Raw genomic sequence first — 25,949 nt, 5'->3', positions numbered from 1 at the left:
TAGCTGGTCTAAGTTTCGTTCGCCCCATAGTTTTCAAGGGTGACTTTCTCTGACTTCTTCAACTCGGCAGGCCTCGGCCTTGCGACCGGTCTTGGCCTCATCGTTGCTATCGGTGCCCAAAATGCCTTCGTGCTGCGACAAGGAATCCTTGGCAAACACGTAGGTGCGGTCGTCGCAGTATGCGCTCTCTCAGACGCCCTTCTTATCGCCGCCGGCGTGCTTGGTACAGGCGCACTGATCGCGGCCGTTCCTGCCGCCGTCGTGATCTTGCGCTTTGTCGGCGCGGCATTCCTGGTGGCTTACGGGGTTCTTGCTGCGCGTCGCGCCCTTCGCCCACAGGCGCTCGATTCTTCCGATACGCCGTCCACCGGCGGCGACGCCAAACGTGGCCTCGCCGCTGTACTCACCACCGTACTGGCGCTGACGTGGCTAAACCCGCATGTCTACCTGGACATCGCGCTTATTGGTTCGCTGGCCAGTGCCCAAGGCAGTTCTTTGCAATGGTGGTTCGGAGCCGGGGCGATGCTGGGAAGTGTCCTCTGGTTCTGTTCCCTGGGCTTCGGTGCCAGATTCCTGCGCGGCTTCTTCGCGCGGCCCAAGTCCTGGCGGATCCTGGACGGCGGGATCGCTGTGACCATGGGAGCCCTCGGCGCAGGACTCGCCCTCGGAGTCTAAGCGGCGCGCAGCCTTCTCACATCAAGCATCCAGATAACTCACAGAAACTGGGAGCATCATGGGTGTCATGAAAAAGAACGGCCCCGAAGCCAAGCTCCTTGTCGTCGACGACGAACCCAACATCCGCGAGCTTCTCTCCACGTCCCTGCGGTTTGCAGGTTTCGAGGTCGTTGCCGCATCCAATGGGCGCGAAGCCCTGGCCGCCGCCGACCTCCACGCCCCCGACCTCGCGGTCCTGGACGTCATGCTGCCCGACATGGACGGCTTCACAGTGACGCGTCGGCTCCGTGCCGCAGGCAAACACTTCCCGGTCCTGTTCCTCACGGCGAAGGACGACACCGAGGACAAGGTAACGGGCCTGACTGTGGGCGGGGACGACTACGTCACCAAGCCCTTCAGCCTTGACGAAGTAGTGGCCCGCATCCGCGCCGTACTGCGCCGGACCCAGCCCCTTGAGGATGACGACGCCGTGATCCGCGTGGACGATCTCGAACTCGACGACGACGCCCACGAGGTCCGGCGCGGCGGCACGGTCATTGAGCTGTCCCCCACCGAGTTCAAGCTCCTGCGCTACCTCATGCTGAACCCCAACCGCGTTCTCTCCAAGGCACAGATCCTGGACCACGTTTGGGAATACGACTTCAATGGCGACGCCTCGATCGTTGAGTCGTACATCTCCTACCTGCGCCGCAAGGTGGACATCGACCCCGATGCCGCAGCCCTCATCCAGACCAAGCGCGGAGTGGGCTACGTGCTGCGAACGGCAGAGAAGCGCTGACCTTGCTGCAACGCTGGAAAGCGGCGTCCCTGAGGTCGCAGCTCGTCGCCATCATCATGGGACTGCTACTCCTCGCGCTGGCCGCGACGGGCGCCGGCACGCTGACGCTCGTCAAGAGCTACCTGCAAGGCCAGGTTGATGACAAACTCAAGGCCGCCGTCGCACTGGCCCAGGACCAGCAGTCATTCGACAAGCTGTCCGAGCCGAACCCTGCCGTCCCCACGGACTACTCGCTGACCCTGTATGTTCCGGGGCTTTCGCCGTATCCCTTTGGCGGCATGCAAAGCGACCGTCCGGCGATCGCGAACATCACTCCTGCCGAGGCCAATGCGCGCGGCAATGCCCCGTTCCAAGTGAGTGGCACCGCCGGCAGCAACTGGCGTGTCGTCGCCGTGGGCGTCGTGGCCAACGGGCAGAACGGCGTGGTCATTATCGGCCTGCCGTTGACGCCCGTGGACAAAGTCATGGAACACGCCGTATTGGTGGTGGTTGGTGTTGGCCTGCTGACCCTGGTTCTGGCGTTCTTCATCGCTACATGGACTGTGGCACGATCCTTCAGGCCCCTGGCCCGGGTGGAGAAGACAGCCGCAGCCATCGCCGCAGGCGACCTCTCACGACGCGTGGAAATCGACAACCCCCATACAGAGGTGGGCCGCCTCGGCGCTTCGCTGAACGCAATGTTGGCCCACATTGAGGCCTCCTTTGCGGCGCGCGCCGCTTCTGAAGCCCGGATGCGCCGCTTCGCTGCGGATGCTTCCCATGAGCTCCGGACACCCTTGGTCACCATTCGCGGTTTCTCTGAGCTTTACCGCCACGGCGCGCTGGCGACTCCCGAAGACGTCGCCACCGCCATGGGCAGAATCGAAAGCGAAGCCAAGCGGATGGGTTCCATGGTGGAAGACCTGCTCCTACTGGCCCGGCTGGACGAGCAGCGGCCGTTGCAGCTCAAGCCTGTGGACCTTCAGTTGTTGGCGCACGACGCCGTGGTGGATACCAAGGCCTCATCCGGCAACCGGAACATCACGCTCATCGGTCTCGACGGATCCTCCCCTACCCCGGCCCCGGTCCACGGCGATGAGGCCAAGCTCCGGCAGGTAATCGGCAACCTGGTGGGCAACGCCCTGCGCTACACGCCAGAGGGTACCCCCATAGAACTCGCCGTTGGTGTACGGAGCAGTCCTGAAGGCACGCTTTCGGTCATCGAAATACGGGATCACGGGGCCGGCATTCCGGAGGCTGAGACGAACAAGATCTTTGAACGCTTCTACCGTGCCGATACCTCCCGCACCCGCGAGACCGGCGGCAGTGGCCTTGGACTGGCCATTGTGGCCGCCATCGTTGGCTCGCATGGGGGCAGCGTCCGGGTGAAAGAGACCGACGGCGGCGGCGCAACTTTGGTGGTCAGCCTCCCGTTCCGCGAGGAGCCCGCGGAGCTGATATCGCAGTAACGCGGGTGTCCCCCGCATTGGCATTACCTGTATGACGGCTCATCAACGGAGCGGTTATCCACATAGCGACGAATGATTGTTCCCCGCCCCCAAGCGGCTGCCTAGGCTCGATGTTGTGGCCACGCACACCGCCGCGAGCAGCGGAACATCATCGTCGAAAGGCATCACCCATGAGCGTCATTTCCGTCGACACAGAGCTCCTTCAGCTCAAGTCGTCCAACGTTAAAGCAACCGTTGACCGCATCAGCACGGACGTGCAAGCCATGAAACTAGGACTGGACGAGCTCCAAGCCACGTGGAAAGGCTCCGCGGCAACGAACTTCCAATCGCTTGTCCTTGAATGGTCCCTGACGCAAAACAAAGTCGAGGCTTCACTGGCTTCCATCAACATGGCTTTGGCGTCGGCAGCCGCAAGCTACCTCGAAGTGGAGCAGGGCAACACGCAGCGGTTCGCCTACTAAGGGCTCCACGATCAAGCTACATTCACGGTCCAGCTAGCTATAAGCTCCTGCGGGGCCGGCTGTCTTCCCCCTGTGCAGCCGCCCCGCAGGTCATTAAAGCCCGTTGCTTCCTGCGCGCTGTACTTCCTCTGCTGTGCTTCCTGTTTGCTTCCGGTTGGGTCAGTTTTCGGGGGTTCCCTGGTGGAATCGGAGCCGCCACTGGCCTCGGTCCAGGAGCCAAACGGAACTGCGGAGGGCCGAACCTGAGTGCGCGAAACTGCGGTAGTTCAGCAGGATCGTGTTCTCACTCAAGCGATCGGCGCTAAGAACTTCCAGTTCAATCGGTTCGCCGGGGTCCTCCTCGAGGGCGACCATCATGGCGTCCCGGGTCCAGAAGCGACCGGAGCTGCCAATCTCGGCAAAGTCGGGATGAAGCAATACTCCAATCCTGCCGATGTCAGTCCTCACATCGGGGCGCAGGAGTTCGCGCTCCAGGGCAACCACGACTTCCTCCGCGGGCAATTCCCGCGCGGACGCATCCTCGTCCAGTTCACTGAAAAGATCCGGCTGGCCGAAGATACCCGACTCCCCAAACAGGGCGGGTTCCGAGTGGGATTGGAATCCGCGCCCGGCTCTGGCCGGCGGAACTGGAGTGGTCGTGGGAACGGCCCCTGCTGTGCGTACGGATCCGGCTGTGGGAACGGCCCCGGTGCCGGCGGCCGCTGCGGCAGGAACAGGTTCGGCCAAGACTTGGTGTGAGCCCGTAAACCCCGGTCCGATGGGAGCTGCCGTGCCCTGCTGGAAGGCGGTGGCTACGGCGCGTGCGCGCTCGTCTGCTGCCTCGTTGAGGTCATGTCCGGCGTGACCCTTGACCCATTCAAACGTGTATTTGCGCCCGACGATTGCTTGGTCGATGTCCTTGAGGAGGTCAACGTTCAGCACGGGCTTTCCGTCAGCCTTCCGCCAGCCCTTCCGCTTCCACCCGGGCATCCACTTGGTGATGCAGTTGATGACGTACTGGCTGTCGCAAAGGATCAGCAGTTCTTCCTGCGGTATGTGGGCCGTGGAACGGAACAGGTCCAGGACAGCCATGAGCTCGCCCATGTTGTTGGTGCCGTGTGGCCAACCTCCGGCGCGCCAACAGGAATCGTCAACGTACCAGGCCCAACCGGCCGGCCCGGGATTGCCGAGGGCAGAGCCATCGGCGGCAGCAATAATCGTCATGCCTTCAATCCTGCCAGACCGCACAGACACTGAAAGCGTGCTAGCGCCCAACCCAGTAGCAGCAGATGCCCTTTTGAACGCTGAAAAGGGCATCTGCTGCTACCTACTTGGGCGCGGACGCAAACGACGGCGGCCCCCACCAAATGGTGAGGACCGCCGTCGTTTGCTCTAAAGCGTGACGCTACAGCTTAGGAGGCTTAGAAGCCGCCCATGCCGCCCATGTCGTCGCCACCGGCAGCCGGAGCGTTCTTCTCAGGCTTGTCGGCAACTACAGCCTCGGTGGTCAGGAACAGACCAGCGATGGAAGCAGCGTTCTGGAGAGCCGAGCGGGTGACCTTTACGGGGTCGTTGACGCCAGCAGCCAGCAGGTCTTCGTAAACACCCGTGGCAGCGTTCAGGCCGTGGCCGGAAGGCAGGCCGCGAACCTTGTCTGCAACAACGCCCGGCTCGAGGCCGGCGTTGAAGGCGATCTGCTTCAGCGGAGCATCGATGGCAACCTTGACGATGTTGGCACCGGTTGCTTCGTCACCCTGGAGGGTGAGGTTGGCGAATGCCTTGGCGCCAGCCTGGATGAGGGCAACGCCACCACCGGCAACGATGCCTTCTTCAACAGCAGCCTTGGCGTTGCGGACAGCGTCCTCAATGCGGTGCTTGCGTTCCTTGAGCTCAACCTCGGTTGCGGCACCGGCCTTGATGACTGCAACGCCGCCGGCCAGCTTGGCCAGGCGTTCCTGCAGCTTCTCGCGGTCGTAGTCGGAATCGGAGTTCTCGATCTCGGCGCGGATCTGGGCAACGCGGCCTGCGATCTGGTCGGCGTCGCCGGCACCTTCAACGATGGTGGTCTCGTCCTTGGTAACGACAACCTTGCGGGCGGTACCGAGGAGATCCAGTCCAGCGTTCTCCAGCTTGAGGCCGACCTCTTCCGAGATGACCTGGCCACCGGTGAGGATGGCGATGTCGGCGAGCTGTGCCTTGCGGCGGTCACCGAAGCCCGGAGCCTTGACGGCAACAGACTTGAAGGTGCCACGGATCTTGTTGACGATCAGGGTGGCCAGGGCCTCGCCCTCGATGTCTTCAGCGATGATCAGCAGCGGCTTGTTGGACTGCATGACCTTCTCCAGGACCGTGACAAGTTCCTTCACGTTGGAGATCTTGGAGTTCACGATCAGGATGTACGGGTCTTCGAGGACCGTTTCCTGGCGCTCAGCGTCGGTGACGAAGTAAGCGGAGATGTAACCCTTGTCGAAGCGCATGCCTTCGGTGAGTTCGAGCTCCAGGCCGAAGGTGTTGGACTCTTCGACCGTGATGACGCCTTCCTTGCCCACCTTGTCCAGGGCCTCGGCAATGAGGCTGCCGATTTCCGGGTCGCCGGCGGAGATGGAAGCCGTAGCTGCGATCTCTTCCTTGGTCTCGATCTCCTTGGCGGAGGCGAGCAGCTCGGTGATGACGGCCTCGACGGCCTTCTCGATGCCGCGCTTCAGGGACAGGGGGTCGGCGCCGGCGGCAACGTTGCGCAGGCCTTCCTTGACCAGTGCCTGGGCGAGAACCGTAGCGGTGGTGGTACCGTCGCCAGCGACGTCATCCGTCTTCTTGGCAACTTCCTTGACCAGCTCAGCACCGATCTTCTCGTAAGGATCGTCCAGCTCGATCTCCTTGGCGATGGAAACACCATCGTTGGTGATCGTGGGGGCGCCCCACTTCTTTTCGAGGACGACGTTGCGTCCACGCGGGCCGAGGGTGACCTTGACGGCGTCGGCGAGGATGTTCAGGCCCCGCTCGAGGCCGCGGCGTGCCTCTTCATCAAATGCAATGATCTTGGCCATAACGGCGGTAGTCCTTTCGGGACAGTCGTTAAGAAGGAACCTGTCAGATAGGGTGCCCGCGACGGACGGTCCTTTGCTTGCGGCCTCTGTATGCCCCGCGCTCCGGACCTCACCCCACCAAGGTGTTTCTTGATCCTCCTGACGTTCCGAGAGCCATCTACTGCCGGCGTAAACCGGGCCGCAGTTAGCAGTCGAAGCGTAGGAGTGCTAAATCAATAATTAGCACTCGACCGGGGAGAGTGCAAGCAGAAGCGCCACTTTGCGCTATAAACAAAGGGGTTTCAGCCGTTAGCTGGCGCGACGGCCGAGGGGACTATGCAACGCGGACACTTTCGGCCTGCGGACCCTTCTGACCTTCGCCTAATTCGAACTCCACCCGCTGGCCTTCCTCAAGAGCGCGGAAGCCTTCCATCTGAATCGCGGACCAGTGCACGAAGACGTCGTCGCCGGAGTCATCCACAGTGATGAATCCATACCCTTTTTCGGCATTGAACCATTTGACGGTTCCCAAAGCCATGATGCCCACACTTTCACAGTAGCCAAGACCGGTTGCCGGGATCTCCGGACCGGAATCAATCCACTGTAACCACAGTCACTCGCCGCGCGCTGCTGCGGAGGGGTCCACCATGACTTTTGTTATTGAGGCTTAACCGAGTTGCCACTTTCGAGGCTGGAACCCCGGGAAAATGCTCGAAGATCGGCGGAACTACTGGTAGCCAGGTCCCACAACAACAACCAGCGGCTGCTGGATTTCAGGAGATTCAACAACGGCGGAAATACCCAGGAGCTTGCCCAGCGCTTCTGCGTTCGCCTTCTGGCCGGGAACGTTGTAGAAGACCACGGAAGACTGTTGCGGCAGGCCTCCCCAGTTCCCCACAGTTCCCAGCGTCCAGCCATCGCCTTGGACCAGCCCTGCGACGCGGCTCGCAAGCCCGGCCGTAGCCGTGCCGTTGTAGACGGCAACTGCAACGGTTTTGTCCACCGGTGCAGCAGAAGGAGTTGCCGAGGCTTCGCCGGAAGGTGTGGTGCCCGGGCTCGGCTCACCGGAAGCGATGGGCGCGTTGCTTGATTCGGTAGGTGCAGCCGAAGGGGAAGTTTCACTCTGCTGGGGCGCCGGCGTCGAAACGCTTGCGGACGCACCGGGGGCAACCAGGCCAAGCCGCGGAAGTATAAGGAAAGCGACGAGTCCCAGCACCAGTGCGACGGCTCCGACGGTCAAGACCGGCCACAAATTGGGGCGGGCTGTCTCTTGGGCGTCACGGTGAACACCCTGCCGGGAGCTGTTCTGTGGGACCCGGTCGAATTCATCCTTGGCAAATTTGGTCATGGTGAAGCCTTGTCCTTGCTGGTTGCTGCTGACTATCAGCCGGGCGATTTACGCGTCGGACCCCAGGCGGCGCGCTGTCCGCGCACGTTGGCGCGACGTACGTAGTCTACGCAATCTCTTCACAAGCATGGGATCGTGGGCCAACGCATCTTCGGTATCGATAAGTGCGTTCAGGATCTGGTAGTAGTGGGTGGCGGAGAGATTGAAGAGCTCACGGATCGCCTGTTCCTTGGCGCCGGCGTACTTCCACCATTGCCGCTCCAAGGCCAACATTTGCTGATCACGGTCACTTAAAGGTGAGTCACTGCGGGTCTCTGCCGCCAGGTCTTCAAGTGCCAAACCGGTAGACTGCGGCGCCATTGGTTCCGGTGCTGGTTCTGCCACGGCACACTCCTTGACGCTGGTTGGGGGAAAATGTCCTACCCCCATGTTACGGGCGAATAACAACGCTGTCATTCGCACCGCCGATGCCATGGAGGGGACAATGACAGGGTGACTGGCGAGGATGCACTGTTTGACCTGGAACCTGCCGGCGTTGCCGATCCGGGCTTCGACGAGCTTGTTGACCGACCCCTGGAAGAGCTGATGGCCGCGGATTGGGCGGACGCCTTGCGACCCGTGGAAGGCCAACTCCGTGAAGCTTTGGCCTTTGTTGCGGGTCAGGCTGCCCAAGGGATCCAAGTCCTACCCCCGGCTACCAACCTGCTCCGGGCTTTCTGCCGACCACTGGCCGACGTCAAAGTACTCATCCTTGGCCAGGACCCGTACCCAACCCCGGGACACGCCGTCGGGCTTTCCTTTGCCGTCTCGCGGCATACGCGGCCGATCCCCCGGAGCCTGGCAAATATCTATCGTGAACTCCACGACGACCTTGGGCTCCCGCCGCGCATCCATGGCGACCTCACAGCCTGGACGGACCAAGGCGTCTTGCTGCTGAACCGCGTCCTTAGCGTCGCAGCGGGAAACGCCGGCTCACACCGCGGCAAAGGCTGGGAGGCAATCACGACGGCGGCCGTCAGGGCGGTAGCCCATCGCACCGACGGCGCGGGACGCCGTAGTCCGCTGGTAGCGATTCTGTGGGGGAAGGACGCCGAAGCGGTCATGCCGCTGCTGGATGGCACACCGGCAATCACGTCAGTGCACCCGAGTCCCCTCTCAGCATCCCGTGGTTTCTTTGGTTCCAAGCCCTTCAGCCGCACCAACCAACTGTTGATGGAACAGGGCGCAGAGCCCGTCAATTGGGAACTACCCATCTTGTAACCTTCGACTCATACGCAGGTGGCACCCAACGAATTAGCTTAGGCTTGCCTACATGGCTGCTCTCCCCGTTACCTCGTCCGCCACCCGGAACACGCGTCCGCAGGTTAACCTGACCGTCCTGCGCAAAGAATGGCTCTCACCCCACATGGTGCGGATCGTCGCCGGCGGCCCAGGGTTCAGCGACTACGCGAACAACGAATACGTGGACCGATACGTCAAGATAGTTTTTCCGCAGCCCGGCGTTGATTACCAGCTTCCGCTGGACCTGTGGGGCATCCGCGAGTCAATGCCACGTGAGCAATGGCCGCACACCCGGACGTACACCATCCGCTGGGTGAACCTTGAAGAACGCGAACTGGCGATTGACTTCGTAGTCCATGGCGACGAGGGCCTGGCAGGGCCTTGGGCGGCGGCAGCAGAACCCGGAGACTCCCTGATTTTTACCGGCCCCGGCGGCGGCTACAACCCCGCGCCCGACGCCGATTGGCACCTCTTCGCCGGCGATGACGCCGCGATTCCAGCCATCGCAGCCTGCATAGAGGCCCTCGCCCCGGAAGCCCGCGGATATGCGTTCCTTGAGGTGGACAGCGCCGAGGACATCCTGCCTATCGCCGCTCCTGCCGGCCTGGAACTCCGATGGCTCCAGCGCAACGGAGTGCCCGCCGGATCAAGCGAGGTGTTGCTGGACGCGCTTCGCGAAATCCAGTGGCTGCCCGGCCGCGTAGATGTCTTTGCGCATGGCGAAAGGGGCTACATGAAGGGCCTGCGGCAGATCTTCTTCACCCAGCGCGGCCTGGAGCGTTCGCAGGTTTCACTCTCCGGCTACTGGGCACAGGGCCGGGTAGAGGAAGTGTTCCAGGCAGAGAAGAAGCTCCCCGTAGGACAGATCTAGCGGCGCCGTACCCTGCGGCGCTCGTTGCTGGATAGTCCCTTCGTAAGCGGCCGCGCCAGGTTATCGCCCAGCACGATGCCTGCTGCCACTCCCAGGACAATCGCGCCTGCGTTCAACATGCCCCCCGCGCCCTGCAGAATGTCCGCTTCCTCGATGGTCAATACATACATCGAACGGAATATGGTCAGGCCGGGCAGCAGAATCAGCGCGGCCGGAACAGCCACCACAAGTTGGGGAGCACCAAGTTTCAGCGCCACTACCCGAGCCAGCAGGCCGATAGCCACAGCCGAAACTGCCGGCGACAAGCGGTCGCCAAACCCGGCCGTAGTAGCCCCCCACAAGACGAAAAAGCCAACCAGGCCGACTGCCGCCGTCGGGAGTAACAAACGCATCTGTGTTTGTTCGGTGACCCCAATAGCTACCACCGCGATCGCGATCAGGATGGCTTGGCCCCACAAAGGATACGCGTCCGGGAATGTTTTGGTGACGTCCAGGACTTCGCTGCCCATGAGGGTCCCCACCACAACCGCGACGGCGATGCCGGCGACGATCGCGCCGAAGGTGAGCAACGTGGAGAGGAATCGTCCGGCGGCCGTGACGGGGAAGCCGTTGATGGCGTCCTGAACGGAAGACACCAGCCTGCCTGTGGGAAGCAACAACAGGATCCCGCCCGCAACCACAATGGACGGAGCGATGTCCGCGCCAGCCCAACGCAGCATGAGGGCGATAAATGTAACCAGGAACGAGCACGACAGGGTGATGAAGAAGTCCGGGGTGCGCCACCGGCTCAATTGACGCGCAACCAGGCTGATGAGCAAGTTGGAGCCAAATGCCAGGGCTGAAGCGCCCGGACCGCCGCCCAGTACGCCCACGAACACCGCGGCGAACACAGCGAAGGCAACGGTTACCATCCAGCGAGGGAAGGGCTTGGCGCTCCGGACGATGTCGTTGAGTCGACGGACTGCCTCGTCGCGGCCAACGCCTCCGGCCACGATGTCCGTGACCAGTTGATGCACTTGGGCCAGGCCGGCGTAGTTGTTGGTCCACGAGCGCACCACGCGCAACAACGTGATGGGGGTCTGGTCCTTCGGTGCATAGTTGATGGCCACCGACTGGTTGGTGATGTCCACTTCAACGTTCTTCAAGCCAAGAGCGGCAGTCACGGCAATCATGCTCGTCTCAACTTCAAGGGCACCTGCGCCGTAGCGGAACATGACTTCGGCCAGATGCAGGGCGAAGTCGATGGTCTTGCGCGCTGAAGCGTCGACGCCGACAACCTGGATAGTTGGGTTGGCGTACGGACTTCCCGCGAGCCGGTCCACTATGTTCATGGGGGCTGTGGGCGGACTATCGCCTTGCACCAAGCGCATCAGCATGCGTTTGGCATTGGCGTTCTGCCGGATTTGCGATGGCCGCATCGGCTGGGTCTTGGGCAAGCCGTCAGTGTGAGGCCTGCCGCCGGAGCCCTCAGGGCGTTCAGTCACGCAGTGTTCCTCCCTTGGCTTCGTTGATTAGTTCTTCCCCCGAAATTTCCTCAGCAGGTTTCCGGGCTCCGGCAATTTTGCCAGTACCGTCTTGGCGGCAGCTGCAAGCTTCCTGACCGCCTGGTAAGCAGTGAAGACCGGCAGATTCACCGGTGCAACGAAGTCGCCCACCAGTTGGACCACTTCGCCGCCGAAGCCCTTCTTGAATTCGTAGCCGCCGTGACCGGTTTCATCCTGTCCCTGAATGCCGAACGTGCCATAGAAGTTGTAGCGCGAGTAGCCGTTGTTCAGCGCGTGCAGCATCATGCCCCAGTAGAGCGACGTTGCCCCGTTGAAGTAGATGTAGTCCTGGACAGTGCCGCCGATCACGCACACGATTTCATCGCCGGAGCAAGCGAAGTGGATTGCCGCAACCGTAGCCACGCCAACCGAGTCGGGGAAGCGTTCGATGTCCTTCAGGCTCCGCTCGTAGCTGTCCACGAGATCCTGGACAACCTTGACGCGGTTGGCCTTCTTCTTGCTCCCGGTTTCCTCGACCTCTCGCTTGAGGTCCGCGAGGGTCTTGGCTTCGGCATCCAGGCGCTCGGTGATGGACGCCCGGTATTCGGGGATGTTGATCTTGGCCATCATGAGCTTGGTGAACTCATCCGAGGTATTGCGGAGCAGTCCCTCGTAGTATTCACGCTCGCGGTAGGTGAAGCCCTTTTCGTCGCCGGCCGTGCTCAGCGCGTTGTAGAAGTCGTCCAGCGTTTCCAGCGTGGCCTGCTCCAGGTAAACGCCGTTCTTTTCGGCCTTCCGAATGGCTTTGCGCGTGCGGTAGTTCATGCCCATGATGAGCTCTTCGGAATCGGCGATCCCGTCCAGCTTCTTGACGAACATCCAATTGATGTTAGCGAAATTCATGTCAAAGCCCTGGTGCATGAAGCCCAACCCTGCCAGTTCCTTCAGCAGTGGACGGTTGTCCTCAACCTCCGGGTGCTCCGCCCCGTCCTCGTCGCGGGCGATGTACTTGACGTTTGGCGAGATCCGCAGCTCAGCAGCCTTCTTGGAGGCCGCATGCTTTTTCAACTGCTCGACGACGAACCGCACCGTTTCGGCGTCGTTGTAGTCCAGCAGTGGTCCCTTTGCGCAGTCGCAGACCTTGTAGCCAAAACGGTTGGCTGTGTAGACGAGCTTTCCGGCGGCAATCAGGCTGCCGCCGCGGGTTACGCCAAAGAGCTCCACCTCCTGGCCGCGGGCACGCTGGAACCGCGCCAGGTCTACGGACTGGATGAAGCTGCCTTGCGGGTGTCCCTTTGCGAATGTCTCGAAATCAGCGTCATTGAGAATCACGAATTCCATGCCGGTTCCAGCCTCAATCGGAGTCAAAGAAATTACCTCACCTAGATAGATTTGCACCCGTTGGTGGCCGGGGCGGGCCTGAAGTGTGTTGGGTTGGTGCCGGTTCTTAGTAGAACTGTCCGCCGGTGCGCATGGTTTCCAGCCGGCGGAAGACGCGTTCGGCACCCTTGAGCCAGAGCTTATGCCGGATTCGTCCGAGGACGAGGTCGTAGCAGCCTACGAAGTCCGTAACGGTCTTGGTGAAACTCGTCTTGAACAAGCCCATGCCAAATAGTGGGTGGGTCTTGTCCTTGATCCGGGCGGCAGGTGGCGTGCCGCAGAAATCGTACTCAACGCAGCCCAGATCCTGCATCCGCTGGATAGCTGCCCACTGGACCAAATGCGAATCACCGTATTGCTTGCGGTTCTGCGTGGAGCCGCCATCCTTGTAGGTTGCCTTGGAGCCATAGTTGATAACGAAAGCACCGACGCTGGGTGTACCGTCCTCATAGACAAAGAAGAAGTGCCCCTGCCCGCGGCTGCAGAATTCGTGCCAGAAACGGGAGTAGTACTCATAACTCCGCAACGGCATGGCACCCTTGGCGTTCACGGTATCTTGCATCAGTGCGTAGAGCTTGCGGTAGGTCTCCTCGCCAGGCTCAGCTGGGAGAACTTTGCATCCTTCACGTTCTGCCCTGCGGACGGCGTTGCGTGCCCGCGATGAAATGCTCCGCAACACTTCGTTGGCGGGGGCCGAAATATCCAGCAGCGCTGTTGAGTCGTTGGATTGGATATTTGGCGCTTTAACCAAGCCCCCGGCTTTCAGCTGAGCCGCAACCTCAGGCGAGTCCACGACGTCGGGCTCAATCTTGATGGTGAAGACGTTCATCTTCTGTTCACGGGCCAGCGCAGCGATCGCGGTCAGCATGGGGTTGATGTCATCCACAGAGGCGGCGTCCGGGCCCTTGATCAGGTACCACAGGCGGCCAAGGACAGGGAACTTCTTCTCAAGAAGCAAGTTGTAGCTGGAGTATTCGGAGGTCTCCAGAACCAAGCGGCGGACCAACCAGCCGTTGCCATCCTTGACTGCCGCATAGGCGTCCGACTGCAGCATGTTGCCGCCATTGGGGTTGGCTGTGACGTGCTTGTCCCAGTTATCGATTTCCTCGGCGGTGGCAAAGCGGGCGGTAAATTCTCGCAAGGTGGCCGTGTCCAATCTCAGGGGTTTGGTGCAGTGTTCAAATCGGTGCTCAGAAGCAAGTGCGCATGCGGACATGCAGCCCCAAGTCTATCGGGCGTAGGAAAATAGCTTGACTCTCCGTGAGTTGCCCGTTCGAGCTAGGCGCGAATTGCCTGCGCCGGATCCGCTCTGGACGCCGCAATAGCCGGATACACCGCAGAAAGAACACCGGTGGCTGCGCCGGCAGCGATCCCAGTCCACACTGATTCAGGTCCCAGCACCGGCGTCCACTCCTGGCTCAGGCAAAAGGCCAGGACGCCGAGCACCCCCACCGCTCCCCCCGCCAGGCCCCCACCCAATCCCACCAGCAAGCCCTCAAGGATAAACATCCGGGCAATGCTGGCGCGACTCGTACCGAGGGCTCTACGGAGAGCGATCTCCGATCTTCGTGTTTGCACGGTCAAATACATGGATGTAGCAGCGCTCAGGCAGGCAAGAGCGAGCAACACCCAGGAGATGACACTGATCAATACGCCCAAATCATTGTTCACACCTCTTCGGAGCGAGCGAAGGTCGGCCACGGTGTTTACTGTGAAGTGCTCGGGATGGGCGGCGTCGAGGGCTAAAGGAATCACGTCGGCCAGTGGCGCTGGAAACCCAGGGAGGGTGCGGACCACAAATACCGGGTTATCAGAAGCAGTGGACGGGTAGGCCCCGATCCCCAGGATGATGCTGTCTGCCAGAACAGGGTTCCTTCCGGTCTGGCTGAGTATGCCCACGACGGGAACCGGCTGCCCACCGATCCAAATTTTCTGGCCTGGACCCGCAGAAGGTATCCCCAAACGCGTGGCCGTGTCCTGTCCCACTATTGCCACTGGCTTTCCAAAGGACTCGTCCAGAAGAGACAGCGCAGAGGCCGGTTCAACTACGGCCTCGCTAAGTTCCAGAAACGTGGAATCCACGGCCAAGAGGGATCCCGCGAAGTCGTCCTCTTGGATGCCTGTATTTGGCCGAAAGCGTGTGGGTCGGAATTCGGAAGTCGCCATCTCAACGCGCAAACCAACCGCAACGACTCCATGAAGGGCCGCTATTTTGTTCTGCTGATCCCGCAAACCTGCGAGGTCAGGGTTTCCGGGTTGAACCCCCGAGGGACTCCTCGAGGCTTGCAGTTCATCCAATGCGGCTTCGGCCAAGCGCTCGGAAACCTGCGCGGAGGCGCTTTGGCTAAGTCCAACCGAGGCAACCAGTCCACCGGATCCCAGCATGAACGCCAGAATGAGCAGGATTGCTTTACCTGTCCTGGAGGTAAGGGACGCCAAGGCATCATAGATCTCGTCCGCCAGTAGATTGAGCCGTCGCCCAAGAGGCGCTGCGGCGAGAATTTCAGCTGAATCCGGGCGTCCACCCCTGGCCTCATGATGGGCCGAGCCTTGCGAACTCTGTGCATCGGGCGTTTCCAACCGTCCGTCGTTGATAACGATCTGCCGGTCTGCCGCGGCGGCGACGATCGGATCATGCGTTATGACGACGACGGTCACGCCCGTCTGATTCAAGGCTTTGAGATCCGCGATGACACTCTGCGTATTGCCACTGTCCAGGTTTCCAGTCGGCTCGTCTGCAAACAGGATCCTGGGCCTGGTCGCGAGGGCCCGCGCCAAGGCAAGGCGTTGCCTTTCCCCTCCAGAGAGGTTCTTGCCGGGCACGTCCGTCCTGTGCAGCAACCCAACCCGACGCAGGGCCTCCGTCACCTGCAACTCCCGCTCCACGTGGCGGACACCTTGAACACGGAGGCCGAGCGCCGCATTTCGTGCTGACGATTCATCCAACATCACATGCGAGGCTTGGAAGACAAATCCAAACATCCGCGATCGCAACACGTCGCGCTGTTTCTCCGCCATCAGTGACACATCGGCACCGTTGATGAAGTACGTGCCCTCTGATGCGCGGTCCAACAGCCCAAGAATGTTCAGGAGCGTTGACTTGCCGGAGCCTGAGGGGCCGATGATCGCAACAAACTCACCCTCACCAATCTCAAGATTGACATCTTGAAGGGCAGCGGTGGGTACATCGGCTCCGCCATAGGAGCGCCCGATGCGTTCCAAGCGGAGCAGGGGAATCCCGCCGGGCGTTGGCATGTTCACGATACGTCGACGGCGGTTCCAGGCTCAAGGTCCGATGTCTCGGCCAAAGCAGCCCAGCCATCGCGCTGCCCCGTCACTGTCACGTCAATTCTCTCCACCGATGCGCCCTCACCAGTGTCCTTTTTCGAACTCGGCACCATCACGTACGTCCCGGTGTCGTCCTGTTTGATGGCAGTCAGGGGAACTGCCAAGGTCTCCTGGACCGGCTCCTTCACGTTGATAGAGACAGGCTGACCGGGTTTTGGCTTGTTGGGGTCCTCGGGAACAGAGGCGATGATGTCCATTCCGGGAAGCGTCCCCTTTTCCGCATTGCCTTGGTCGAAAACCCCGATGCTCTGAATGACGCCCTGAGCGTTGTAACCACTGGCTTCAAGCGCGACGGCCTGGCCAGCTTTGAGAGCTTCAGCCTGGGTAATGGACGCCCGTCCCACCACCACGTCGGGGGCAGTTTGCACTGTTGCTACCAAGAGATTGTCCGTCAGCACGGCTCCTGAAGCAGCAATGCTCGTCACCGAGCCCTCATCACCAGGAATTTGAACAAACTCCCTCCACCGGACCATGGTCTTCTTGTCGTCGGATTTTGGTGCTGGCTGATCAACGTCACGGTACAGAGCCGCCACGGATTCTTGGGTGTACTTATCAAATACTCCGGTCATGCTGGGCAGATACCCCATGGATTGAAGCCACTTTTGCAACGCGGAAACGTCTTGACCGTTGTCACCATCTTTGAGGTCGCGATACAGGGGGACGGACGTTGAGATAACAATAAGAGGGCGCCCGGACACAGTCGCAACGATCGTGCCGGGCTTTAGCGTGTCACCAACGGCAACCAGCATGCTCGTGATGACGGCGCGTTCAGTCCCTGAAGGTACTGATGCTGCGATGCCCACCGACGTTCCCGGAGTCATGCTCCCGGGGACGACCAGTGTGCTCGCCAAAGCCCTGCGCTCCACCGTGGCGGTCACCTGGACTGGAATGTTGATGGAGTCGAGGGCTGCAGACTGGGGTGACTTTATGTAACCTCCGGCAAGGAAGGCACCTGTCATTCCTGCCATGACTATGACCAGGAAGCCAATGATCCGCCGGAATCGAGGAACCCGCGGCACCTTGACTACCGCGTCCTGCTGCATCGGCATCAAGCGCCGCCCTTGCCGTGTTGCCGCAAAATCGTCCTGGCTTTTGCCAGAGCCTCGGTTTTATCAACGGCGAGCCTGTTCATGGCGGCTTGGTTGGCGGCGATCAGGGCAGATTGATACTGCGCCCGGATATCCGAGATGCGCTGCATTACCTTGGTTTCCTGCTTGCAGCCCGCGTCTTGTACAGCTGTCCTGATTTCGCCTTGCTTGTCCGAAGGGTATGAAGGAACCCAGGCATCGGGTGAATCCTGCCGCATTGAAATTCCGGCTTCTTTGAGGCAAGCAATCCAGTCATCGCGTGCTTTGCCCCACTCTGGATCCCGCTCAGATAATGCATTCGAGTCGTTGCTAATGTTCGTTAGCAATGAGTCCTGACCCGCGATTCTGCTACGGAAAGGAGGTATCTGACTGGACATAGTGGCGTTATCGCATTCAAAGTACTTCTTCACATTTGCGTCTGCTGATTCCCTCGTTTTGGAATCGTAAATGCCCGCTACGGTACGGATAATCGGCTTGTTATACCCGTACTGTGCCGCAAGTTCAGGAACCCAAACGCCATACGATTGGTCAGCCTTAACCGTCAGATCGCCGTGCTTCTCCGGCATGATGACACCGGCGTTTTTCATGCAATCTTCAATGACGTACATGTTGGCTGCCGTTATGAGCATTGATTCATCGGGCGTCGCTTCATACGCATCCATGGGCAAAGAAATGGTCGCCGTCGCCGGATCAAGTTTTGCATGCACGCCGGAAAATGCTGCCCGGTCCACGGAAGGCAAGGAGGCGGCGTCCTGTCCGGCGGGCTGCGAATTGACGCTGCATCCGGCCAATGCAACTACCAACACGATCAGACCCAGTGGATACCGCGCCATTTTGCCTCCCGGCGTCCCCACAGCTCCGGCTGAAACTGTAATGATGCCAAAAATAGCCACCTTGCGCGGGAACACCAAGCGCGACAATTTATTGGGATTTCAATGGTGAAACATTGGAGAATTCTCAGAAATAGTCATCTTTGGGCGTCACGAAGCTATTGGCCACGACACATGTAATGGGGACCTTCATGCCCTTACAGCTCGTGCCGTTACAGCCGGATCTGCTCAGCGCTCTCCAACTTGATGGCTTTGGGTTCCTTGCCGAGTTCCCGCTGGCCGCTCACAAGGCGGTCCGCGTTGGCCAGCCGGGTGAGGCTCAGACCGGTAAGGTCAGCGATCTGTCCGATGGGAACCTGGAAGGTCCGGAACGGCCCCAGGGGCGGCGGTTCGCCTTCCAGGAGCCGTTGATCGATCGCTTTCTTCAGTTCAACCTTGCCCAGCAATGGCGATTGGTCCAGCACAAACCCGGCGGCGGCCAGCTTGGCGTCGTTCGTCCATACGGCGATTTTCCAGAACTTCCGCGGAACCTGCACGCCCCTGTACGGGAGGTCGTCGTCGAGAAGAACGGGCCCCGTAAACACGGTTATCTTGGCATCGTGCGCGTCCGCATGGCCCAGCACGTGGTCCTCGAGCCCAACCCACAGTTCCTTGCCCTGGTTGAAGTCGTCCACTTGCGGCGCGGCATTGGTAAAGGCAAACGTATCCTGGTTGGCCTTCTTGGCCGTTGCCGGATCGCCCCAGACGGGATCCAGGCGACGAACCAGGTGGCCGCGATCGAACGCATTGTTTTTGTAGACGTCCGGGCCAGCCTGCTGCTCCTTGGGGATCCTGTCATCGAAATGCCAAGTCCCTTCCCGGGCCAGAGGGCTCAGTTCCCCGCCGCTGATGTTGACACCCACGATCGCCGCGAGCTTCCGGGGAGCCCGGAAGCGCACGGAGAAGTGCGTGTAGTCCAAAAGAATCGTCGTTGCCGACGGACTGGGCAGTTCAACGCGTGCCCGCAAAAAATCCTTGTCGTATCCCCCGCTCATGGATACAGCATGGCACTAGGGACAGACAGCGAACAGACTCAGCATTCGACGACGTTGACGGCCAGGCCGCCCATCGCGGTTTCCTTGTACTTGGAGGACATGTCCTTGCCGGTCTCGCGCATGGTCACGATCACCTCATCCAACGACACCCGGTGCGTCCCATCCCCCCACAACGCCATCTTCGCCGCGTTGATCGCCTTCGCCGCCGCGATCGCGTTCCGCTCAATACACGGAATCTGCACCAACCCCCCGATCGGATCACACGTCAACCCCAGGTTGTGTTCCATCGCGATCTCCGCCGCGTTCTCCACCTGACCCGGCGTACCACCCATCACCTCGGCCAACCCCGCAGCAGCCATCGACGACGCCGAACCCACCTCGCCCTGACAGCCCACCTCAGCCCCCGAAATGGACGCCTGCTCCTTGTACAACACCCCCACCGCCCCCGCGGCCAGCAGGAACTTCACCACCACATCGTCCTTATCCTTTTGGGTGGCCTTGTCCATGCCCGGCGCATAATGCAACGCGTAATACAACACCGCCGGGATAATCCCCGCCGCACCATTCGTCGGCGCCGTGACCACCCGCCCGCCGGAAGCGTTCTCCTCATTGACCGCCAACGCGATCAGGTTCACCCACTCCTGCCAATACTTCGGATCGTTACGGTCCTTGTCCTCCTTCAACAACCGCTCCAGCCAGTCAGGAGCACGACGACGGACCCTCAACCCCCCGGGCAACACACCCTCACGCTTCAAGGACGTCTCAACACACGCCTCCATCACATGCCAGATATGCAACAACCCCTCCCGGATCTCCTCCTCGGACCGGGACGCGCGCTCATTGATGAACATGATGTCGCTGATCCCCAACCCCTTCGAGGAGCACCGGCCCAGCAACTCAGCAGCCGTCCGGAACGGCAACGGCAACTCCGCCTTCGTCTCCTCCAACTCCGCCCGCGCCGCGTCCTCCTCGCCCTCACGGACAATGAACCCGCCACCAACCGAGAAAAACGTCGCCTCCCGCAACGTGGCGCCCTCAGCATCAACCACAGCAAACTTCATCCCGTTCGTATGCCGCGGCAACACCGTCAACGGATGCAACACCATATCCTCCACCGCATACCGCAACTGCACCCCCGCACCAGCAACGCCAGCACCAGCAAGATTCAACACACCCGTCTCCGCGATCGCAGCCAACCGCTCCTCCACCTCATCAGGCAGGATCAACTCCGGATGGTAACCCTCCAAACCCAACAGCGTCGCAGTCATCGTCCCGTGGCCACGGCCAGTCGCAGCCAACGACCCATACAAATCAACCCGCAACCCCGCCACCGAGCCCAGGACACCGGCGTCCTTGAGCTCACCAGCGAACACCGCAGCGGCCCGCATCGGCCCCACAGTATGCGAACTCGACGGGCCAATACCCACAGAGAACAGATCGAAAACACCAACAGCCATGGTCGGGATCCCTTAACAAAGCTTGAAAACGGTCCGGCAGATGGTCCTGCCGGAGGGCCGCCCCCCGCTTATGGCGGCAGGCGACCGAAGCACGACGCCGGATGGCCCCCAAAGGCGGCAACCCGGCGTCGCAATTTTATTCAGTTCTACAATCCCACGCTACGCCACAGTGGGCGCTGTATGGGCGCTTCGAGCCAACGTCCTCCGCGGACTCCAGCGGCCATTCGGGGCTCCTCTGCCGAACATGCCGTGCGCACGGCATCTCCGGCAGCAACCCCACGAAACGGACTGGCAATACCTCATCGGCTGCGGGAACGGGCCCATGGGACTGGCGTCCGGAAGCGTGCGTCCAAGGGAGCGTCACGTCCGCCCAGCGGGCGTCTTCGCGACCGAGCACGCGGAGGACGTCGGCCCCGACGGGCCAACCACTGACCCTACGAGAGGTCTCCGCCGTTCTTGGAGGCGTACTCCTCGGCCGAAAGCAGCGGGCCGTCGGACTCAGCCGCAACCTTGAAGAGCCAGCCGGCGCCATAGGGATCGTTGTTGATCAGGGCAGGATCGCCCACTACGGCGTCGTTGATCTCGGTGACCTCACCAGTGACCGGCGAGTAGAGGTCGGAAACACTCTTCGTGGACTCAACCTCGCCACAGGTCTCACCGGCAGTCACAGTGGAACCAACCTCAGGCAGATCGACGTACACGATATCGCCCAGCGCGTCGGTTGCAACCTCGGAGATGCCAACAGACACCAGGTTCCCCTCCCCGCGGGAAACCCACTCGTGCTCGTCGGAGTACTGAAGTTCAGGCGCTACTTTGGGCATTCTGTTTCCTTACTGTGGTTGATCAAAAACTATGGCTGGGTGGGGGTACGGCGCACCGGATCACCCCCGGCAGGTTGCCACTCCCCCAGCATTAAGCGGTTCACGAATCGCCAAAGTGGCCACGCGTCCTGGTGAGGTGCACGCCCCTTGCGGGGCCGGCCTCCGGCAGCATGCGTCCAAGGGAGCGTCGCGTCCGCCCAGCGGGCGCCATCGCGACCGAGCATGCAGAGGAGGTCGGCCCCGCCGGGCTTAAGGCGTGTCGGGACCGACCCGGCCTACTTTTGGCGCTTGTAGAACGGCAATGCAACGACTTCGAACGGCTCGCTCTTACCGCGCAGATCGATGTCCAAGGCAGTGCCAAGCTCGCTATGCTCAACATCCACGTAGGCAAGCGCTACCGGGTAGCCGAGCGTCGGGCTGGGCTGGCCGGAGGTGACTTCGCCTACCACTGCACCATCCTTGAGGACCGGGTAGTGGCTGCGGCCAGCGCGGCGGCCCAGGCCCTTGAGGCCTATGAGCCTGCGCCCGCTGGTGGAGCCGGCGCCGTCGGCCTTGAGCGCAGCGAGTGCCTCCTTGCCGACGAAGTCGCCTTCTTTGGAAAGTGCGACCACGGGACCGAGTCCTGCGGCGAACGGGTTTCCTTCGCGGGACAGTTCGTTGCCGTAGAGCGGCATACCGGCTTCGAGGCGCAGGGAGTCGCGGGAAGCGAGGCCAGCGGGAGTGAGCTCGCCTTCTTCCGCAGCGTCGGCGATGGCCTGCCAGAGGGCAGCAGCGGAGTCGTTGGACACAAAGATCTCGAAACCGTCTTCGCCGGTGTAGCCCGTGCGGGCGAGCAACAGGTCCTGAGTACCGCCGTCGAATGTGAAGGGCACCTCAACAGCGGCGTAGTACTTCAGTTCGGTGACCAGCGCGTGCTGCTCTGCGGGCACAAGGCGCAGGAGGATGGCTTCGGCGCGCGGACCTTGGACAGCAATCAGCGAGGTCTCGGCCGAGGCGTCCTGAACAACCACGTCAAAACCAGTTGCGCGCTCCAACAGCGCCTCAGCCACTACCTTGGCGTTGCCAGCATTCGGCACCACGAGGAACTTGTCCTCGCCGCGACGGTACGTGATGAGGTCGTCGATGATGCCGCCGTCTTCCTGGCAGATCAGCGAATACTTGGCCTTACCCTCGGCCATGGCGGAGATCTTGCCCACCAGGGCGTAGTCCAGGAACGCTGCCGCGTCCGGTCCTGTCACCCAGACTTCGCCCATGTGGGAGAGGTCGAACAAGCCGGCGGACTTGCGGACTGCGTGGTGCTCGGCCAACTCGGAGGAGTACTTGAGCGGCATCTGCCAGCCACCGAAGTCAGTGAAGGACGCGCCGAGTTTCTTGTGCTCTTCGTAGAGAGCTGTGTAGTTCTCAGTCATTGCGGGACCGTCCTTAGTCCTCGAACGCTTCGAGAGGCGGGCAGGAGCACACGAGGTTGCGGTCACCAGCAGCGCCGTCGATGCGTCCGACGGGCGGGAAGTACTTGTCCTGCTTCAGGTGGTGGACTGGGAACGCGGCCTGCTCCCGCGTGTATGCGCGGTCCCAGTCAGAACTTACGACGGCGGCAGCCGTGTGGGGTGCCTTGCGCAGCGGTGAGTTCTCAACAGTGAAATCGCCGGTGGCGACCTGCTCGATTTCGGCACGGATGGTGATCATGGCCTCGATGAAGCGGTCGATCTCCACGAGGTCCTCGGACTCGGTCGGCTCCACCATCAAAGTGCCGGCAACCGGGAACGCGAGTGTGGGTGCGTGGAAACCGAAGTCGATGAGGCGCTTGGCCACGTCCTCAGCGGTGACGCCTGTGCGGGCAGTGAGTTCGCGGAGATCCAGGATGCACTCGTGGGCCACGAGTCCGCCTTCGCCGGTGTAGAGCACCGGGAAGTGCTCGTTGAGGCGGGAAGCAATGTAGTTCGCAGCGAGCAGCGCGGACTTGGTGGCTTCGGTGAGCCCCTGGCCACCCATGAGCTTCACGTAAGCCCAGGAAATCGGGAGCACACCGGCCGAACCGAAACGGGATGCCGAAATCGGAACGTCGTTGCCTTCGGTCCAGGAAGCAGCGTCGCCTGGCATGAATGGTGCCAGGTGTGCCTTTGCAGCGACCGGGCCAACACCGGGTCCGCCGCCGCCGTGCGGGATGCAGAAGGTCTTGTGCAGGTTCAGGTGGGAGACGTCGCCGCCGAACTTGCCCGGCTGGGCGAGCCCAACGAGTGCGTTGAGGTTTGCGCCGTCGATGTAGACCTGGCCGCCGGCTTCGTGGATCGCGTCGCAAACTTCCCGGACATCGGCGTCGTACACACCGTGCGTGGACGGGTAGGTGATCATGATGGCCGAAAGGGCGTCCCGGTTGGCTTCGATCTTGGCTTTGAGATCCACGTGGTCGATGGTGCCATCGGGAGCGGTGGCCACCACTACTACCTTCATGCCAGCGAGCACAGCCGAGGCCGCGTTGGTGCCGTGGGCCGAGGCAGGAATCAGGCACACATTGCGCTGCTCGTCGCCGCGGGAAAGGTGGTAGCCGCGGATCGCAAGGAGGCCGGCGAGCTCACCCTGGGAACCGGCGTTCGGCTGGATGGAAACCTGATCGTACCCGGTGATCTCGGTCAGCTGGGACTCAAGGTCGGCAATGAGTTCACGCCATCCCGCGGTCTGGGAGTCCGGAGCGAACGGGTGGATGGAGGCGAACTCCGGCCAGGAGATTGCTTCCATCTCGGCGGTTGCGTTCAGCTTCATGGTGCAGGAACCTAGCGGAATCATGGTGCGGTCCAAGGCGAGGTCCCGGTCCGAAAGCTTGCGGATGTAGCGCAGCAGTTGGGTTTCGGAGCGGTGCGTGTTGAATACCGGGTGCTGCATGAAGTCGCTCGTACGCTCAACGAACGATTCCAGCGCAAAACCTTCAGCGGATTCGGTGACCGAAGCGCCGAAGACATCCAGGACGCCGCGGACAATCTCTGAGGTAGTGGTCTCGTCAACAGAAATGCCCACCAGATCAGCGTCAATCCCGCGCAGGTTGATTCCCTTGGCCTCGGCAGCGGCTACGATCCCGGCAGCTTTGCCGGGAACGCGGACGGTGATGGTGTCGAAGAAGGATGTGTGAAGGACCTCGACGCCGGCGCCCTTCAGTGAGGCTGCAAGGCTGCGTGCGTGACCGTGGGCGGTTTCGGCGATTGCCTTCAGGCCTTCGGGACCGTGGTAGACGGCGTACATGGAGGCGACGATGGCAAGCAGGGCCTGGGCCGTGCAGATGTTGGACGTGGCCTTCTCGCGCCGGATGTGCTGCTCGCGGGTCTGCAGCGCCAAGCGGTAGGCGGGGACACCGGCGTCGTCCTTGGAAACGCCCACCAGACGTCCCGGCATGGAACGCTCGAGGCCCTTCTGGACGGCCATGTAGGCGGCGTGCGGGCCGCCGAAGAACAGCGGAACGCCCAGGCGCTGGGCGGAGCCGACGGCGATATCGGCGCCCTGCTCGCCCGGAGGCGTGATGAGCGTCAGCGAGAGCAGGTCTGCAGCCACGGTGACGAGCGCGCCACGTTCCTTGGCGTCAGCGATGACGGCGGAGTGATCGAACACGCGGCCGGAAACGCCGGGCTGCTGCAGGACGACGCCGTTGATGGCGCCTTCCGGGAGGCCGAGCGAAAGGTCAGCGACCTCAACCTCGAAGCCGAGTGCCTCGGCACGGCCCTTCACGATGGCAATGGTCTGGGGAAGGCAGTCGGCGTCGAGGACCGTCTTGCCGTCATGGGCGGCCTTGTTCTTGTTGGCGCGGCGCATCATCAGCACGGCTTCGGCCACTGCCGTTGCTTCATCCAGAAGGGAGGCGTTGGCGATCGGCAGGCCCACGAGGTCCTGGACCATGGTCTGGAAGTTCAGCAGAGCTTCGAGGCGGCCCTGGGAGATTTCCGGCTGGTAGGGCGTGTACGCGGTGTACCAGGCCGGGGATTCAAGGATGTTCCTGCGGATAACCGGCGGCGTGACGGTGTCGTAGTAGCCCTGGCCGATCATCTGGACGGCGGTCTTGTTCTTGGACGCAAGCTTGCGCAGCTCGGCCAGCACCTCAACTTCGCTGAGCGCGTTTTCAAGGGTGAGGGCAACGTCCTGGCGGATGTCGTTGGGAACGGCTGTATCAACCAGGGAATCAACGGTGTCGTAGCCGACCGTCTTGAGCATGGTTTCAATGTCGGCCTGGCGGCGGGCGCCAATGTGCCGGTCGACGAAGGTGGTGGAGGCTGAACTAACCGTCACGAAGGAACTCCATTACTTGGGCGGCGTTGGGTACGCCACAGCGGCTCGGGTTCCTCCCCGCTCTGTATTGGACCTGAGAGTTTCCGCGTGTTGCTTGAACAACGATCGCTTGCACCGTCGGTGAGCACAGCACTTCTTCCGCGCCAAGAGGGCGCAGCAAAAGGCCTGCTACTTTCCAGAGTTGCCTCGCCGCGGCGGTGCGTGGGCCTGAGAGATTCCTGGGGAGGGTTTGCTCCTACGGCGCCCGCATCACTTGCTTGCGGGACTCTCCCGCCGCAGATCAAAGGCATATTCAATTTTTTGCGGGCCCCTGTGAAGACGCACCACAAGGCTCAATTGTCCTACGTCGGGGGCGTCGCCGCAAATGGATG

22 protein-coding genes and 1 riboswitch are annotated in these 25,949 nt (G+C 61.6%); of the genes, 6 read left to right on the top strand and 16 right to left on the bottom strand.

Features of this window, described 5'->3' with window-relative positions; all coding sequences use genetic code 11:
- Positions 1–39 precede the first annotated feature (39 nt).
- The 4 genes from LDN82_RS04880 (at position 40) to LDN82_RS04865 (ending at position 3,362) form a co-directional block, all read left to right on the top strand.
- Complete coding sequence (locus LDN82_RS04880) at positions 40–675, top strand: LysE/ArgO family amino acid transporter (protein WP_224166554.1); 636 nt, start codon at positions 40–42, stop codon at positions 673–675.
- Between the two features lie 67 nt (positions 676–742).
- Complete coding sequence (locus LDN82_RS04875) at positions 743–1,453, top strand: response regulator transcription factor (protein ID WP_026543233.1); 711 nt, start codon at positions 743–745, stop codon at positions 1,451–1,453.
- A gap of 2 nt (positions 1,454–1,455) precedes the next feature.
- Positions 1,456–2,901, top strand: a complete 1,446-nt coding sequence (locus tag LDN82_RS04870; RefSeq protein WP_224166553.1) for a HAMP domain-containing sensor histidine kinase — start codon at positions 1,456–1,458, stop codon at positions 2,899–2,901.
- Positions 2,902–3,071: 170 nt separating this feature from the next.
- Positions 3,072–3,362: a WXG100 family type VII secretion target gene (locus tag LDN82_RS04865; protein ID WP_224093660.1), complete on the top strand. Its 291-nt coding sequence runs from the start codon at positions 3,072–3,074 to the stop codon at positions 3,360–3,362.
- A gap of 159 nt (positions 3,363–3,521) precedes the next feature.
- Here the strand turns inward: LDN82_RS04865 and LDN82_RS04860 are convergent, their stop codons facing one another.
- From LDN82_RS04860 to LDN82_RS04840, 5 genes are all read right to left on the bottom strand, one after another.
- A complete protein-coding gene (locus LDN82_RS04860) occupies positions 3,522–4,565 on the bottom strand; it encodes a ribonuclease HI family protein (RefSeq protein ID WP_224166552.1) in 1,044 nt (347 codons plus the stop codon).
- Positions 4,566–4,762: 197 nt separating this feature from the next.
- Positions 4,763–6,388 carry a chaperonin GroEL gene (gene groL / locus LDN82_RS04855; RefSeq protein WP_224093650.1) on the bottom strand — a complete coding sequence of 542 codons (1,626 nt, stop codon included), beginning with the start codon at positions 6,386–6,388 and terminating at the stop codon, positions 4,763–4,765.
- 313 nt (positions 6,389–6,701) lie between these two features.
- On the bottom strand, positions 6,702–6,905 hold the full coding sequence (locus LDN82_RS04850; protein ID WP_216926027.1) for a cold-shock protein: 204 nt from the start codon (positions 6,903–6,905) through the stop codon (positions 6,702–6,704).
- Positions 6,906–7,094: 189 nt separating this feature from the next.
- Positions 7,095–7,715, bottom strand: coding sequence for a LytR C-terminal domain-containing protein (locus LDN82_RS04845; protein WP_224093649.1), 621 nt, complete (start codon positions 7,713–7,715; stop codon positions 7,095–7,097).
- A gap of 48 nt (positions 7,716–7,763) precedes the next feature.
- A complete protein-coding gene (locus LDN82_RS04840; RefSeq protein ID WP_224093854.1) occupies positions 7,764–8,075 on the bottom strand; it encodes a DUF3263 domain-containing protein in 312 nt (103 codons plus the stop codon).
- 132 nt (positions 8,076–8,207) lie between these two features.
- Here LDN82_RS04840 and LDN82_RS04835 point away from each other — a divergent pair, with 132 nt between their 5' ends.
- On the top strand, positions 8,208–8,975 hold the full coding sequence (locus tag LDN82_RS04835) for a uracil-DNA glycosylase (protein WP_224166551.1): 768 nt from the start codon (positions 8,208–8,210) through the stop codon (positions 8,973–8,975).
- 52 nt (positions 8,976–9,027) lie between these two features.
- Positions 9,028–9,867: a siderophore-interacting protein gene (locus LDN82_RS04830; RefSeq protein WP_224093647.1), complete on the top strand. Its 840-nt coding sequence runs from the start codon at positions 9,028–9,030 to the stop codon at positions 9,865–9,867.
- Here LDN82_RS04830 and LDN82_RS04825 read toward each other — a convergent pair.
- The 11 genes from LDN82_RS04825 to gcvP form a co-directional block, all read right to left on the bottom strand.
- A complete protein-coding gene (locus LDN82_RS04825; RefSeq protein ID WP_224093640.1) occupies positions 9,864–11,351 on the bottom strand; it encodes a threonine/serine exporter family protein in 1,488 nt (495 codons plus the stop codon). The genes LDN82_RS04830 and LDN82_RS04825 overlap by 4 nt on opposite strands.
- A gap of 27 nt (positions 11,352–11,378) precedes the next feature.
- Positions 11,379–12,692 (bottom strand): peptidoglycan bridge formation glycyltransferase FemA/FemB family protein, encoded by a 1,314-nt coding sequence (locus LDN82_RS04820; RefSeq protein ID WP_224166550.1) that lies wholly within the window; start codon positions 12,690–12,692, stop codon positions 11,379–11,381.
- 106 nt (positions 12,693–12,798) lie between these two features.
- Entirely contained in the window at positions 12,799–13,887 is a 1,089-nt protein-coding gene (locus LDN82_RS04815; RefSeq protein ID WP_224166549.1) for a peptidoglycan bridge formation glycyltransferase FemA/FemB family protein, read from the bottom strand.
- A gap of 122 nt (positions 13,888–14,009) precedes the next feature.
- The gene (locus tag LDN82_RS04810) at positions 14,010–15,986 is read right to left on the bottom strand and encodes an ATP-binding cassette domain-containing protein (protein WP_224166548.1); all 1,977 of its coding nucleotides are present in this window, start codon (positions 15,984–15,986) and stop codon (positions 14,010–14,012) included.
- 2 nt (positions 15,987–15,988) lie between these two features.
- Positions 15,989–17,128 (bottom strand): peptidoglycan-binding protein, encoded by a 1,140-nt coding sequence (locus tag LDN82_RS04805; protein WP_224166547.1) that lies wholly within the window; start codon positions 17,126–17,128, stop codon positions 15,989–15,991.
- Positions 17,128–18,060 (bottom strand): hypothetical protein, encoded by a 933-nt coding sequence (locus LDN82_RS04800; protein ID WP_224166546.1) that lies wholly within the window; start codon positions 18,058–18,060, stop codon positions 17,128–17,130. Before LDN82_RS04800 ends, LDN82_RS04805 begins: the two co-directional genes overlap by 1 nt.
- A 149-nt stretch (positions 18,061–18,209) precedes the next feature.
- Positions 18,210–19,031, bottom strand: coding sequence for a DNA/RNA non-specific endonuclease (locus LDN82_RS04795; protein ID WP_224093626.1), 822 nt, complete (start codon positions 19,029–19,031; stop codon positions 18,210–18,212).
- A gap of 38 nt (positions 19,032–19,069) precedes the next feature.
- Positions 19,070–20,488 carry an L-serine ammonia-lyase gene (locus LDN82_RS04790; protein ID WP_224166545.1) on the bottom strand — a complete coding sequence of 473 codons (1,419 nt, stop codon included), beginning with the start codon at positions 20,486–20,488 and terminating at the stop codon, positions 19,070–19,072.
- A gap of 434 nt (positions 20,489–20,922) precedes the next feature.
- The gene (gene gcvH / locus LDN82_RS04785) at positions 20,923–21,309 is read right to left on the bottom strand and encodes a glycine cleavage system protein GcvH (RefSeq protein WP_223935990.1); all 387 of its coding nucleotides are present in this window, start codon (positions 21,307–21,309) and stop codon (positions 20,923–20,925) included.
- Between the two features lie 275 nt (positions 21,310–21,584).
- Positions 21,585–22,718: a glycine cleavage system aminomethyltransferase GcvT gene (gcvT, locus tag LDN82_RS04780; RefSeq protein ID WP_224166544.1), complete on the bottom strand. Its 1,134-nt coding sequence runs from the start codon at positions 22,716–22,718 to the stop codon at positions 21,585–21,587.
- Positions 22,719–22,731: 13 nt separating this feature from the next.
- Positions 22,732–25,578, bottom strand: coding sequence for an aminomethyl-transferring glycine dehydrogenase (gene gcvP / locus LDN82_RS04775; protein ID WP_224166543.1), 2,847 nt, complete (start codon positions 25,576–25,578; stop codon positions 22,732–22,734).
- A 185-nt stretch (positions 25,579–25,763) separates the two neighbouring features.
- Positions 25,764–25,861, bottom strand: a riboswitch (glycine riboswitch).
- Positions 25,862–25,949 lie beyond the last annotated feature (88 nt).

This window comes from Arthrobacter sp. StoSoilA2 (assembly GCF_019977195.1).
Lineage (GTDB): Bacteria > Actinomycetota > Actinomycetes > Actinomycetales > Micrococcaceae > Arthrobacter.
Note: the sequence above shows the minus strand (reverse complement) of the source record. Positions and strands in the feature narration are given on the sequence as shown.

What these genes read in the sequence shown, in the direction of transcription:
- LDN82_RS04875 (WP_026543233.1), top strand. Translation starts at nt 743, where the DNA reads ATGAAAAAGAACGGCCCCGAAGCCAAGCTCCTTGTCGTCGACGACGAA.
- LDN82_RS04865 (WP_224093660.1), top strand. Translation starts at nt 3,072, where the DNA reads ATGAGCGTCATTTCCGTCGACACAGAGCTCCTTCAGCTCAAGTCGTCC.
- LDN82_RS04860 (WP_224166552.1), bottom strand. Translation starts at nt 4,565, where the DNA reads ATGACGATTATTGCTGCCGCCGATGGCTCTGCCCTCGGCAATCCCGGG.
- groL (WP_224093650.1), bottom strand. Translation starts at nt 6,388, where the DNA reads ATGGCCAAGATCATTGCATTTGATGAAGAGGCACGCCGCGGCCTCGAG.
- LDN82_RS04850 (WP_216926027.1), bottom strand. Translation starts at nt 6,905, where the DNA reads ATGGCTTTGGGAACCGTCAAATGGTTCAATGCCGAAAAAGGGTATGGA.
- LDN82_RS04845 (WP_224093649.1), bottom strand. Translation starts at nt 7,715, where the DNA reads ATGACCAAATTTGCCAAGGATGAATTCGACCGGGTCCCACAGAACAGC.
- LDN82_RS04840 (WP_224093854.1), bottom strand. Translation starts at nt 8,075, where the DNA reads ATGGCGCCGCAGTCTACCGGTTTGGCACTTGAAGACCTGGCGGCAGAG.
- LDN82_RS04830 (WP_224093647.1), top strand. Translation starts at nt 9,028, where the DNA reads ATGGCTGCTCTCCCCGTTACCTCGTCCGCCACCCGGAACACGCGTCCG.
- LDN82_RS04820 (WP_224166550.1), bottom strand. Translation starts at nt 12,692, where the DNA reads ATGGAATTCGTGATTCTCAATGACGCTGATTTCGAGACATTCGCAAAG.
- LDN82_RS04810 (WP_224166548.1), bottom strand. Translation starts at nt 15,986, where the DNA reads ATGCCAACGCCCGGCGGGATTCCCCTGCTCCGCTTGGAACGCATCGGG.
- LDN82_RS04805 (WP_224166547.1), bottom strand. Translation starts at nt 17,128, where the DNA reads ATGCCGATGCAGCAGGACGCGGTAGTCAAGGTGCCGCGGGTTCCTCGA.
- LDN82_RS04795 (WP_224093626.1), bottom strand. Translation starts at nt 19,031, where the DNA reads ATGAGCGGGGGATACGACAAGGATTTTTTGCGGGCACGCGTTGAACTG.
- LDN82_RS04790 (WP_224166545.1), bottom strand. Translation starts at nt 20,488, where the DNA reads ATGGCTGTTGGTGTTTTCGATCTGTTCTCTGTGGGTATTGGCCCGTCG.
- gcvH (WP_223935990.1), bottom strand. Translation starts at nt 21,309, where the DNA reads ATGCCCAAAGTAGCGCCTGAACTTCAGTACTCCGACGAGCACGAGTGG.
- gcvT (WP_224166544.1), bottom strand. Translation starts at nt 22,718, where the DNA reads ATGACTGAGAACTACACAGCTCTCTACGAAGAGCACAAGAAACTCGGC.